10 protein-coding genes are annotated in these 13,246 nt (G+C 43.4%); 3 read left to right on the forward strand and 7 right to left on the reverse strand.

Features of this window, described 5'->3' with window-relative positions:
• The first annotated feature begins 124 nt into the window (after nt 1-124).
• The 3 genes from LZG71_RS27340 to LZG71_RS27350 all read left to right on the forward strand — a co-directional run bounded on the left by LZG71_RS27340 (nt 125) and on the right by LZG71_RS27350 (nt 3,573).
• Nucleotides 125-1,528: a M17 family metallopeptidase gene (locus LZG71_RS27340; RefSeq protein WP_233825917.1), complete on the forward strand. Its 1,404-nt coding sequence runs from the start codon at nt 125-127 to the stop codon at nt 1,526-1,528.
• A 146-nt stretch (nt 1,529-1,674) separates the two neighbouring features.
• On the forward strand, nt 1,675-2,889 hold the full coding sequence (locus LZG71_RS27345; protein ID WP_233825918.1) for an acetyl-CoA carboxylase biotin carboxylase subunit family protein: 1,215 nt from the start codon (nt 1,675-1,677) through the stop codon (nt 2,887-2,889).
• 138 nt (nt 2,890-3,027) lie between these two features.
• Nucleotides 3,028-3,573: a hypothetical protein gene (locus LZG71_RS27350; RefSeq protein ID WP_233825919.1), complete on the forward strand. Its 546-nt coding sequence runs from the start codon at nt 3,028-3,030 to the stop codon at nt 3,571-3,573.
• A gap of 85 nt (nt 3,574-3,658) precedes the next feature.
• On the opposite strand, the gene LZG71_RS27355 is transcribed toward LZG71_RS27350, so the two are convergent.
• The 7 genes from LZG71_RS27355 to LZG71_RS27385 all read right to left on the reverse strand — a co-directional run bounded on the left by LZG71_RS27355 (nt 3,659) and on the right by LZG71_RS27385 (nt 13,184).
• On the reverse strand, nt 3,659-4,090 hold the full coding sequence (locus tag LZG71_RS27355; RefSeq protein ID WP_233825920.1) for a nuclear transport factor 2 family protein: 432 nt from the start codon (nt 4,088-4,090) through the stop codon (nt 3,659-3,661).
• Between the two features lie 59 nt (nt 4,091-4,149).
• Nucleotides 4,150-5,430 (reverse strand): MFS transporter, encoded by a 1,281-nt coding sequence (locus LZG71_RS27360; RefSeq protein ID WP_233825921.1) that lies wholly within the window; start codon nt 5,428-5,430, stop codon nt 4,150-4,152.
• 36 nt (nt 5,431-5,466) lie between these two features.
• A complete protein-coding gene (locus LZG71_RS27365) occupies nt 5,467-7,026 on the reverse strand; it encodes a tagaturonate reductase (protein ID WP_233825922.1) in 1,560 nt (519 codons plus the stop codon).
• 40 nt (nt 7,027-7,066) lie between these two features.
• The gene (gene pelA / locus LZG71_RS27370; RefSeq protein ID WP_233825923.1) at nt 7,067-8,140 is read right to left on the reverse strand and encodes a pectate lyase; all 1,074 of its coding nucleotides are present in this window, start codon (nt 8,138-8,140) and stop codon (nt 7,067-7,069) included.
• A 9-nt stretch (nt 8,141-8,149) separates the two neighbouring features.
• Nucleotides 8,150-9,979: a glycoside hydrolase family 88 protein gene (locus LZG71_RS27375; RefSeq protein ID WP_233825986.1), complete on the reverse strand. Its 1,830-nt coding sequence runs from the start codon at nt 9,977-9,979 to the stop codon at nt 8,150-8,152.
• A gap of 167 nt (nt 9,980-10,146) precedes the next feature.
• A complete protein-coding gene (locus LZG71_RS27380; protein WP_233825924.1) occupies nt 10,147-10,491 on the reverse strand; it encodes a cupin domain-containing protein in 345 nt (114 codons plus the stop codon).
• Nucleotides 10,492-10,847: 356 nt separating this feature from the next.
• Nucleotides 10,848-13,184: a glycosyl hydrolase family 28 protein gene (locus tag LZG71_RS27385; protein ID WP_233825925.1), complete on the reverse strand. Its 2,337-nt coding sequence runs from the start codon at nt 13,182-13,184 to the stop codon at nt 10,848-10,850.
• Nucleotides 13,185-13,246 lie beyond the last annotated feature (62 nt).

Genomic DNA, 13,246 nt, shown 5'->3' on the forward strand with positions numbered 1-13,246 from the left:
CACAGTCCCGTACTCACCTGCCCGAAATAGAATAGGGTAGGTGCGAAGTTTCTTTCTGAGAAATTTTTAGAAAATACATGTACTCTTTTTTAGCTTTGGTTTTATCAGAAACTAAAATACTAAAATGCATATCAGTCAAATACTGGAAGCGGCAGAAGATACGCTGCTACTTCGCACTTTCGAACAAGGATCAGAGCCAGGCAACCAACACATGTTTAAGGCCGAAAAAGGAGAAATGTGGTGGTATTCTTCACAGGAATTGTGGCTTGGGTTGGGAAAACAACCGAAAACATCTGCATTGATCAAGATTTTTCGCTCCCTGTTTTTCAAAAGAAAAGACCGTTGGTCAAACAGTATAACACTTGATGCGCGGAGCTTGTCGCCGGAATCGGTCGAGGTAATTGTAAATGGCATCATACTTGGTGGTTATGATTTACAGCTATACAAGTCTGAGCCAAAACCTTTAAGCGCATTTTTCGGAAACGAAGGGCGCTTGAATATTTTGGTTGAAAAGGAATCCGAAGAAACTGGAGCTGCGATTGATATTGCTCAAAAAACGGCATTGGTACAAATCCGCGTTATGGACCTGATGAATGCACCTTCTAATTATAAAACACCTCAAACACTGGCTCAGTGGGCAGTAGATTCAGGAAGTGAAAATAATTATAAAGTGACCATTCTTGAAAAACACGATTTGCAGCAGATGGGCATGCATGCCTTGCTTGCGGTTAGTAAAGGGAGCGATGCGCCACCGGTGATGATCGTGACGAAATACACGCCTGAAACTTATACGAAAACAATAGCTTTTGTGGGTAAGGGCGTCACTTTCGATACGGGTGGGATCTCTATTAAGCCTTCTGCCAACATGCATTTGATGAAAAGTGATATGGGTGGCGCAGGCGCGGTATTGGGAATTGTTGAACTTGCTGCGCAGTTGAAATTACCCGTCAGGATTATTGGCATTATTCCTTCCACCGAAAACAGTGTGGATGGGTCGGCCATGAAGCCGGGAGATGTGATTGGCTCATATGGTGGAAAAACAATAGAAGTAATTGATACGGATGCCGAAGGAAGGCTGATACTTGCCGATGGACTTGCGTACGCGGTAAAACATTTTAGTCCGGATGTACTTATTGATTTGGCTACGTTAACAGGAAGTGTAATCCAGACGCTTGGTTATGAGGCCGCAGGTTTGTTTACACCAAATGATAATCTGGCAAACGAACTGACTGTTGCCGGAGAAAAAACAGGAGAAAGGCTTTGGAGATTACCGGTTTGGGACGAATACAAAGAAGAAATTTCATCCGATATAGCAGATTTAAAAAACTATCATGGGAAACCTTTGGCCGGTGCCATTGTAGCTGCCAAATTCCTGGAAATGTTTACTGAAGAACATGCTTCATGGGCACATCTGGACATTGCCGGCACTGCATTTGGAGACAATGAATTTGCTCCCGGTCGGGCAGGAACAGCTTATGGCGTTCGTTTACTGAGGGAATTTTTAACTTCGTCTGTAAGTAACAACTAATTTACAAAGGCTTGTCAGATAACTGATTTCACGGAAAATTAAGATGATTTTTCTTGTGAAATTGGTTCTTTTGGTTAGATTTGAGAAAGTAAGAATACGCCACATCCACAACTAAGTTACGCTATCATCCACCGACAAATATTCATATGAGCCAAACATTAACCTTTCTTTGCATATCGACATTTTTTAAAGGAAATGACTTTTTGAGAGCCTGTAAAAGTGCTGGAAATACGGTTTTTTTATTAACGGCAAAAAAACTGGAACATAAGCCCTGGGCAAGAGACAGTGTGGATGAGTTCTTTTACGTGGAAGAGCGGGAAAATGGCCAGTATGATATGGATCAGATCATTACCGGGCTTGCCTTTGTGATGAGAAGCCGGCCAGTGGACAGGATTGTTGCACTGGATGATTTTGATGTTGAAAAAGCAGCACATCTGAGGGAATACTTCCGTATACCTGGTATGGGACAAACCACCGGAAGGTATTTCCGCGACAAACTGGCTATGCGTACCAAAGCAGCTGAATCGGGAATATTGGTTCCGGGTTTTTCGTCGCTTTTTAATGATGAGGAAATTAACAGGTTTATCGACAAATATCCGGGTCCGTGGATGATCAAACCGCGTTCGGAGGCTTCGGCGACCGGTATTAAAAAAATGCACAACGTGGATGAGCTGTGGGAGACGATCCATAGCCTGGGAGATAACCGGCATGCCTATCTGGTTGAGCAATTTAAGCCCGGCGATGTTTACCATGTTGATTCTATTTCGTACAACGGTCGGGTAATCTTTTTGTGGAACAGCAAATATCTTTCCCCGCCTTTCGACGTGGCGCACGGTGGAGGTATATTCAGGTCGGTAACTGTTCCTTTTGATTCGTCTGAAGAACATGCACTTGAAACACTTGCGGTAGATTTGTTGAAAGCTTTTGGTCTGCGGCACAGCGCGTCACATACGGAAGTGATCCGTTGCCACGACGATGGGAAGTATTACTTTCTGGAAACATCTTCAAGAGTAGGAGGTGCAAATTTGTCGGAAATGGTGGAAGCTTCGTCGGGTATTAATCTTTGGAAGGAATGGGCGAAGATGGAGACCGCTGAAGCCAAAGGCGAAGGATACAAACTACCTCCTCTGAGAAAAGATTATTCGGGAATTATCATCTCGCTCACCAGACAGGAATATCCTGATCTAACGCAGTTTGCTGATCCTGAAATTGTATGGAGAATGGAAGAGCCTTATCACATCGGACTTGTGGTTCGAGCTCAAACACGTGAAAAAGTAATGGAGCTTTTAGATAAGTATGCAGAAATTATCCAGCAGGATTTCCATGCATCGGCCCCCGCTCCGGAAAGACCAACTCATTGAGTAATAAAGTTAATTAGTAAAGGTAGTGAGGGTATAATTTGAGTTTATATATAAGAATAGCATCCGGATCACGAGCGTTTTGCTGTAAATTCCGGGTGCTTTTTTATTGAATGTGATACAGTTTCAACCAATGCAGGAATGACAAGTCTTAAAAGAATACTTTACCTTTTTATTTTTCTATCCGCTGTATGGGGTTGCGGCAATAATGATATTGAACCAAAGAATCAGGTGTTTAATGATGGCGTTTCATACGAGCTCGATAAAGGAGCGGTCATAGATTATGGAAGGACGGATGGCGCGACACAGGGATACAGTCTCAATTTGTACCTGATGTCTCCCGAAATTTCAATTCTCGGCAAAAATGGCGTGCCGGATTCGATTTCAGGAAAGGGACATTTAATATTGTTTGAAATGTACAGTTCCACAGCGAAGGAACTGGCAATAGGGAAATATGAATTTGATGCTACTGCTTCTACGAAAGAGAAGTCTTTTGGACCTGCGCGGGCGATATTCAATGCGAATTATCAGACAAAAACGGGAGATGAATATCAGATTGTTTCCGGATACGTAATCGTTTCAAAAAGGGATAACCGGTACATCATCGATTTCGACTGCATGGACAATCGTGGAAAGCGAATGAATGGTTATTACAAAGGAGAAATTGCTTATTACAACATGGAATAAGCTGCGCTGTATATTTTCTATTTGAACTAAAAAGCCCGCCATTCCTGAAAATAGCGGGCTTTGATATTTTAAATCGGCAGAGTGTTTAAGGAAGCTTAAATGCCTGTCTTGCAACAAGAAGCCACTCACTTTTTGTTTTTTGGAAAACCAATAGCACGCCGAGTTTTACTGAACCTGGCTCTTTCCCTTTATTATGGGTTTCTCCAATCAATTTATGGCGTACCAAAGCAACATCGCCGGAAACGGTAACCGTCTGCTCACTCAGGTCTATTTTGGTAAACTTGGATTCACCGCTTACAATAGCCCTAACAAACTCCTTTTGATCTTCAAGTAAACCATTAGAATGGCCGTATGTAAGTTTGGGTGACGTAAGTTTGTTAAGCTCAGCCTCGTTGGCACCCACAATAGCCACACGTAGTTTTTCAACCGTAGCAGCAACAGCAGCTTCATCTTTTTGAGCAAAAGCAACGAAGTTTATCAAAAGAAGAAAGGCAGCAAAAAAGAGTGTTTTTTTCATTTTAATTAATAAAAAGTTGAAACTTAAATTCTCACAAACGGATTTCGCTAACAGCTAACTTAAATCTTCACCTGCTCCATTTTAGGTGCAAACAAGTGCATAACCAGCCAGGCTACTAAATAAGCACATCCGCAGATGATAAATATTATGTTGTAACCTGCCCCGATATTACCTAATAGTTTGTATTTGTCAAGAATGATACCAACCATAAGCGGGAAAAGAATGCCACCTACTGATCCGGCCATTCCACCAATTCCTACTACGGAGCTCACTGCTTTTTTCGGGAACATATCTGATGCAGTTGTGAAAATGTTGGCACTCCAAGCCTGGTGAGCCGCGGCAGCAAGGCTGATCAGGAATACGGCCTGCCAGATATTGGTTGTATACTGAGCCGCCATGATAGGCATTACCAGCAAAGCAAAAATAAACATGGATGTTTTTCTTGCCTTAAAAATCGGCCAGCCTTTATTAATCAGATAACCGGAAAGATAACCTCCACCAATACTACCGATTGTTGTAGCCGTATACACAATTACAAGTTCGAGACTTGGTTTCGAAAGATCAAGTTTGAATGCTTCTGCGAAGTAGGATGGAAGCCAGTATAGGAAAAACCACCAGATTGGGTCTGTAAGCATTTTACCAAAAACGAAAGCCCAGGTCTGGCGAACTTTGAAAAGATCCAACCATTTTACTGGTGACTCTTTGCTTGTATCAGGCTCGTTGTCGCTCAAGATGTATTCAAGTTCAGCTGCGTTGGCGCGTGGTTGCTTGCTTGGGATTTCATAATATTTTATCCAGAAAAACAACCAGATGAAACCCACGGCACCGGTGATCAGGAATGCTTCCTGCCAGCCGTAAGCACCCAGAATCCAGGGAACCATAATTGGGGCTACTACCGCTCCGATATTGGCACCGGAGTTGAAAATGCCGGTTGCAAGTGCACGTTCTTTTTTAGGAAACCATTCCGCCGTTGCTTTAATGGCCACCGGAAAGTTTCCTGCTTCACCTAACCCAAGCAAGGCGCGCATAAATCCGAAACTGAAAGTTCCTGTTGCAACTGCGTGTAATACGGCAGCGATACTCCACACAACTACTGAAATAATGTAACCCAGTTTGGTGCCTATTCTGTCAATAATAGCACCAAATCCAATTAATGATATTGCATAAGCGGCCTGGAAAGCCATTACAATATGACTGAAATCAGATTCTGTCCAGCCGAACTCTGCTTCAAGTGTAGGTTTTAGCAAACCTAATACTTGCCTGTCCAGATAGTTGATTGTCGTTGCAGCGAAAAGGAGTGCTACAACTCGCCAACGGTATTTCGTCATTTGGTTTTCCATGTAAAGGTTTTTTGGGTTAGTGGTTTAAAATTCGATTTAATATTGGGTAGGGGTTTCGATCTGGTTTACCAGACTGTACTCCGTTTTATGTCTGAATATTTTTAAAGCTTCCAGAGCTCCGTGTTCTTTGATGGACTCAAGATAGACGACGACACTCTCCCCGGTTGTCCCTACTTGTGTAAGGTCCTCGCCCCAGATAAACGGATCTTTCATGATTGCATGTACCATGTCAGGAAGTGATGGTATCTGCCATTTTTGATGAAAATATGACGCTCTTGCGTCCTGGATAAGATAATATTTTCCGTTGGCGAATCCGTAGTAATTGTCTCCTCCTTTTCTTGCCGGCTTCATGTAATAGATGTAAGCTGCGAATCCGAACGTCATGAAATCAGGATTTTGACCAAACAATTTTTCATAATTCAGAAAAGTGGGCATTACCCTGGAAAGCATTTTGGCTGAAAAATTAAAATTGATATTCAGCCATTTATGTTGGATGTAGGGATTTCTGAACCGGTCAAGAACCATCCTTCCAAAGTTGCGCGCTACTTCCTGTTCCAGGGGATAAGGTATCGCAGGAGCTATTTCATTTCCCAGCAGATTACTTAAAAATCCTGAGAAGAAAGGATCATCCATGGCTTCCACAACCGTGGTGAATCCGCATAGATGTGCAAGACCTCCGCCCAGTGTATGCGCCCCATTCAATAATCTGAGTTTGAGCTCCCGGTAAAGTTCTATATCCGGCTGAATCACGATGCCTCCTTCGCTGGCCTCTGCAAAAGAAAGAATGTTTTTCACCCTTTCGTCTCCTTCAATGGCCCAAAGATGATAGTGTTCTGCGGTGATCATCAGTTCGTCCTGAAAACCGAGTTCTTCCTCCATTTCCTTTTTGGTAACATCGTCCGGCCGACCGGGTACGATACGATCAACCAATGAGTTACAGAAAGAATTATGCTGTTCGAGCCAGTCAATGAAATTACTTTCGAGCCCGTTTCGATGTGCGAGTTCCAGCACGATCGATTCCAGTTTGGTGCCGTTTTCGGCAATGAGTTCGGTGGGAACAACGACCACGCCATGATCCGGACTTCCGCTGAATGCAACAAAACGAGCATAAAGAAACGCCAGGAGTTTGCCCGGAAAAGAAACCGGAGGCCACTGGTAAATGTCATCCGGAACGAGCTGAATTCCCAGTTCGGTAGTATTAGAAATCACAATACTGATGGCAGGATTACGTGCCAGATCAAGCACCAACGACCATTGTGTACGGGCAGAAAGTACACGACTGATTGAGGAAGAAATGATGTTTTCTTCAACCATGCGGCCTTCTTTTATTCCCCGGCTACAAATTGTATAAAGGTTGTCCTGACGATCAAATGCCTTTAAATCGCCCTCGTCCGTGGATTTAACTACCACAATACGGCCGTTGAAAATCCCTTCACGATTGGCTTTATCGACAAAGTAATCGGCCAGACCACGGAGAAATGCGCCGGTACCGAACTGAAGAATTTTTTCAGGAAGTTTGAAAATAGCATCCTGCGGAACTTCAACCGTAGGATGTCCTCTTAATTGCCGTAGGTTTTCACGAAAAAGATGGTTCATTTTCAAGTCCGGTCAGATGGATGTAAAATTTTTCTATAACTTATTTTGTTTGCCAGCCTTCGTAGGTAGCTGAAAGTAATTTTTCCGGCCAGGTGCCATAATAGGCATAACCAACCCTGCGCTCATTCTCTATCTCACTCAAATTTTCTTTTTTGATCCCGTCGCGTCCGCAGAAAAATGGCTTTCCAGTTTCCAGATCATAGAACCTGGCCCATATTTTCGCTCCCGGCGCAGGAACCACTACCACATCCTGTCCTTTGGGTTGTAATGGATCTTTAATTCTTTTCGCTTGAATATCTTTAATTGTAGCGGAATTCAGCCAGGTCAAAGCACCCAACACAGCCTCTTTTATTTCCGGTGTTGGATTGGGAATTTTCATGAGGAAGCGGGTGATGTCCACACTTTCTGCCCCGCTGAATGAAGCCAGCTCAAAAGCCCGCGCCTTTGCCGGTTGGTAGGTAACAAAATCATGTTGTGCACACCAAACCGTTGGTTTCCCATTGATTCTGATCTGCGTTTTTAGAATACATGCAATGCCCGATTCAACTGCCTGAGCAGCCTGTTTTTTCAATTCTGTGTTGACAGGCTCAAATGCCCCTTTGCTTTCAGACACCTCTTTCAGGATCTGCAAAGCGTTGATCATGGCATTGTCGTTGTACGTAATGTGTTTACGATAGCCGCTCGTATCCGGGAAAAATTGAGGGAAACCTCCGTTTTTATATTGCATTTTAAGTAAATACCGAATCCCGGTTTCTGATGCTGCAAGGTATTTCGCATTACCTGTTTCTTTGTATGCTTTTACAAGAAGGCGGATTTCACGGGACGTACCATGATTGTCAATGGTAGCATCCGGTTTGTTGAAACCAGCTTTTACAGCCCCGATAAATTCCTCACTCCATTTGTTGTTGTAGTCAAATGCCTTGGTGTCTATCTGCTTTGGCCAGCCTCCTGATATACGTTGTGCAAGAAGAACTTTTTCTGCGGTAGTGTCAATGTCGACAGTTGATTCAGAATGAAGCTTTGGTAAAACAGATGTTTTACCAAAGCTTTTTATAGAGAAGCTAAGACCAAATACGACTAAAATGATTACCAGAAAGTGACGCATACCTGTCATTGGGTTTCCTTATTTAGCCTGTTTCAACAACCATTGGGCAAGATCTTTCCCTGCTTCAAAGTTCTCAAAGCTGGTATCGATTCTTCTTCCGTCGGTATACTCATTGTAAAGCCATGGATCACCAACGGCGAACACAGTTCCTTTGCCATATTTAGAAATACCAAATATGATATCACCATCGTCTGTAAGTCCGGATTTTGCAGGACCTGTTAAGGCCAGCGGAGACAGCTCCTTGATGTAAATTTTAGAGGTGTTCTTGAAAATCGGGTCACCTGCCGGAATGTTCAGTTTTCCCTGTTCAAACTGCAAACCCTGCACCATGTTACGGTTTTTACTGGTAAACTGAATGCCAAAAACCTTTGCAAGCTGATTGAAATGAGGAATTTCGCAGTTAGCCGTATCATTGGCCATCAGTACAAGTACACCTCCTGCTTTTACCCATTTTTCGATCGCGGCAATATCCTTTGCTTCAACGAAGTTCGGTGCAGCAGTCTCCTTTTTTGTATCCGGGTCAACGATGATATATACACCCACACCTTTCAGATTTTCCGCAGTAGGAGCGGTAGGAATGGATACGGTTTCTGCACCAAGTTCACGGAATGTATTGCCCCAAAGCCAGAAGCCAGAATGCGCCCGGTCTTCCCAGGTATAGTGAAACTGCTCCTGTTTTCCATTCAGATCTTTTCTGAACTCACGGTTGAAATGATAATCCAGACCTACTTTTTTGCCTTTTCCAACTGTATTTTCTGCTGCAATCTCCATTTCCACAGCGGCGAAAATAAATGGTCCTATTCCTTTCAGGTCATTTTTACGGATGGGCTCGCTCAGGTAGTATTCATAACTTCCGTCACGATAAGGGGATCCTCCAAGACCTCCAACGCTCACCGTTTTATTCAGGCTCAACAAACCATCAGATTCTACTTCTACGAAGTTTTTAATAATTCCGTCGAATCCTTTTTTCGCACTTGTTGCATAGGTTGCCGGAATGTAACCCAAACGTGAAGCTTTTGCCAATGCATATACGAACATACAGGATGCTGATGCTTCCAGGTAATTGCCCTCACGTGTTCCCTGGTCAACGATCTGATACCAAACGCCAGACTTCTTGTCCTGATATTTTGTCAGAACCGGAGCAAGTCTTTGAATGTAGCTGATCAGTTGTGCCCTTTTAGGGTGGTTTTCAGGGAAATAATCCAGCACCTCTACAATGGCAACGGCGTACCAGCCAATGGCTCGTGCCCAGAAATGTGGTGAACGACCAGTTTTTTTATCTGCCCACTGCTGCTCGCGGCTTTCGTCATAAGCGTGGTAAACCAGTCCTGTTTTTTCATCAACGGCGTATTTTTCAATCAGTTCAAATTGTTTAGCGATGTCGTCGAAATGTTCAGGATGATCGAAAATTTTGCTGTATTCTGCTGCAAATGGCTCGCCCATAAACAGCCCGTCTAGCCACATTTGGTTTGGGTAACGTTTTTTGTGCCAATATCCGCCTTCTTTGGTGCGCGGCTGCTCTTCAAGTTGTTTCCAGAGTAGGTCTGCCGCTTTTTTGTATTTTTCCTTACCTGGCATGGTTTGCTGGTAAAGTGTAAGTAATGCACGTCCGGTTGGGATGTTGTCGATGTTGTAATCCGCAAATTTATAGGTGCGAATGCTACCGTCTTCCTTTACGTACTGGTCAATATCTTTTCGGATGTAATCAAAATATTTCCCTTCACCTGTGCGGTACCACACTTTTTCAATTGCTTTCAACATCAGCCCCTGCTCGTAATCCCACCTAGCGTAAGTATTTTTTCCAACCAGAATGGAGTCTTTATGACGGGCAATGAATGAGTCTGTCATCCTCCTGGACCAGGGTGCATCCTGGGAGAATGTGGCTGTTGTGATGAATATCAGCAGGAGAGAAGAGAGCCAGGTTTTGAGTCGTAAGCGGTTATTATTCATTGTTTTTTCTAAAAAGTAATTCCTTTATTTTGAGCTGAGGCATCTTTGTGAACCACTGCTTTTGTTCATTTGACAAAATCTTCACGCATAGGTGTGAAGACATCAATCAGCACACCCGCTTCCAGGCACAATGCGCCATGAACTACATTTGGCGGGATGTAATAACCGTCTCCGGTTTTAAGTACACCCACTTTATCCCCGATTGTCATCTCAAAAACGCCGCTTTCAACATAGCTCATTTGTGTGTGATAGTGACTGTGTAATGCACCAATGCCGCCGGTTTCAAAAGCTACTTTTACCATCATCACGTTCTCGTCATAAGACATGATTTTACGTTTTACACCGCCGCCAAGCTCTTCCCAGGGGATGTCGCTGTCGTTGATGAATTGATTTTCTTTTATTTCTAACATATTATAGTTTTTTTGAAGAACTAGATTGATTAATCGTGGATGCTGTCACACTGAGCGGAGTCGAAGTGTTAGCCATAACGCTTCAATTGGTACACTGAACAGGTTGGCATTAGTTAATTAACGTCAAGTGATTAGCACCAACTTGTTTTACACTTCGACTCCGCCATTAATGACGATTTTTGTAAGTTTTGATTATTAATAATTTAAACTTGGTTGCTCGCACTTCGACTCCGCTCAGTGTGACAAGCATTTTAGCGTCATCGCACCAGGGATCCGGTCATATTGTTTTTTATAAAATAAAGTTATCCCTCAGTCTGACCGGCTCTTCGCAGATTCTTATGAAGATTATAACCTTCTCAATTCCTGCTAAAAACCTTTTCACTTGCATTACCACCAAACTGAACTGCTTTCTTGGCTTTCTTCTCATCTGTATTGATCAGCTTGATGGACTTGGAACGATCGCCTGTAACATTTAGCAGCAGATCCCGTCCTTCCGAATATTTAATGCCATCCATTGTCACTTTTGAGCTGTTCTGAATCTGCATGACCGTTTTGTCTTTTGTAAAAAACGATACATTTTTCAGGTTGATGTTTTCACCTTCGATGCACACAAAACCTTTATTACTTTGTAACACAGCATTTTCAATGTTGATATTTTTGATGCTCATTTCCGGTAAGCCGCGAACCATGATGCCCGTTTCTGCTCCTTTGCACACGACATTACGGATGTGGAAATTTTGGAATTGCGGTGTTCCATCATTAACAGGCTCGGATTTCATCACCGGCAGTTCGTTCTTCTCGCCAGGTTGAGGAACAGGATCTTTGGCCATGTAGTACATGTCAAACAGGATGGCTTCACCCGGAATGTTGGTCATGTTTACGTCAGAAACAAAAATATTCTCCACTACGCCACCACGGCCACGTGCTGTTTTGAAGCGTAAACCCACATCCGTTCCAAGGAAATTACAGTTGGTGATGAAAATGTTTTTAACACCACCCGACATTTCACTTCCAATAACAAATCCACCATGACCATGGAAAACGGTTGAATTTTGCACAATGATGTTTTCAGTCGGTACGCCACGTTTCCGACCTTCTTCATCTCTCCCCGATTTAATACAAATGCCATCGTCGCCCACGTCAAATGTACAATTATCGATCACTCCAAACCGGCAAGATTCCAGATCCACACCGTCGCCATTTTGGGCATACCATGGATTACGAACCGTCAGATTTGTCAATGTAATATGTTCGCAGAGCATGGGGTGAATGTTCCAGGCAGGGGAGTTCTGGAAGGTTACGCCATCCAGAAGTATTTTTTTACAGTTGGTAAACCGAACCATATTCGGGCGAAGGAAATCCTTGAATTCAGCCACGTTACTTTCGTTGTATCCCGCAGCAATGTTGCCGGCTCCTTTTGTATTGTTACCAAGGAATGATTTTTCGGTTGGGTACCAGATCCGCTGGTCTTTATCCAACACACCGCCTGATGCCACAAGCTTTTTCCATTGTCCGTCTGTCAGTTTATCTTTTTTAACAGAACGCCAAACCTGACCCGCGCCATCCACAATTCCGCCACCTGTAATGGCGATGTTGGTAACACCAGTTGCACTGATCGGCGACTGACAACGTACAGCGTCTAATCCTTCCCAGCTCGTTTTTACCACCGGATAATCGTCATAGTTGTCGCTAAACTGCAACAATGCACCTTTTGAAATATGCAGGTTTACATTGCTTTTGAGCACAATTGGTCCGCTTAACCAAAAGCCGTCAGGTATGAGAACCGTACCGCCGCCTTTGGCAGAGCAGGCGTCGATTGCTTTGTTTATTGCAGGTGAATTCAATTGGACTCCATCACTTTTGGCTCCGTAGCTGAGGATGTTAAATGTATCTTTTTTGAATACCGGAACAAGAACTTTTGGTAACTCATATACATACTTGTCCGTAGTGCCGAAATGTTTGAGTGATTTGGCAAGATCAGGAATCTGGTTTTTAATACCTTCGGCAACAATGCTCGCCATTACAGCCGCGCCATAAACAGAAAAGTGTGTATCGTCAATCAAACCTTTTGGAGTCCGGGAGAAGATCCCGGCATCGAGGTGCATAAATAATTCTTTTGAAGCATCCGGTCCCATTGTTTTGATCACCTCGCCACTTTTGGCATGCAAGTCGATCAAAGGCACTTTCAGTTCAGCTGCAACGGCCTTTACTGCCGCGGGATATTCGCCGTGCGTATCAAAAAACACACCTTTTTCGTCGAACCTTCTGCGCATTACCGGCGTGATGAGAACCGCTTTGCCACCTTTTGCCTGTGTTTCTTTCACGAACCGGATCAGATTTTTACGGTACTCGCCATTTGGAGCAGTAAACCGACTTGTGTCCTTGTCTTTCTGGTCATTGTGTCCAAATTGTATAAACACCCAGTCGCCTGGTTTTAAATCCTGTAAAACTGCTTTCCAGCGTCCTTCCGTAATAAAGCTTTTGGAACTTCTTCCATTCTGAGCATGATTCTGAACGCTTACATTTTCTGACACGAAATAATCCTGCAATACCATTCCCCAACCCGTTTCAGGTGCATCACCCGGTTTTTTGGTAGACAATGTTGAATCGCCAATAAGAAAAACCTGTACTTGTTTTTCGGCAGGACGAAATGCGAAGAGAATGACGAGGGAAAAGAGAAACAATTTTTTCATGCAATTGACTTATTTCAATATGAGAAAGTGAATCATCCAACATGTACGTCAGGTGAGTAAGA

The sequence above is a fragment of the Dyadobacter sp. CY312 genome (genome assembly GCF_021390535.1).
GTDB lineage: Bacteria > Bacteroidota > Bacteroidia > Cytophagales > Spirosomataceae > Dyadobacter.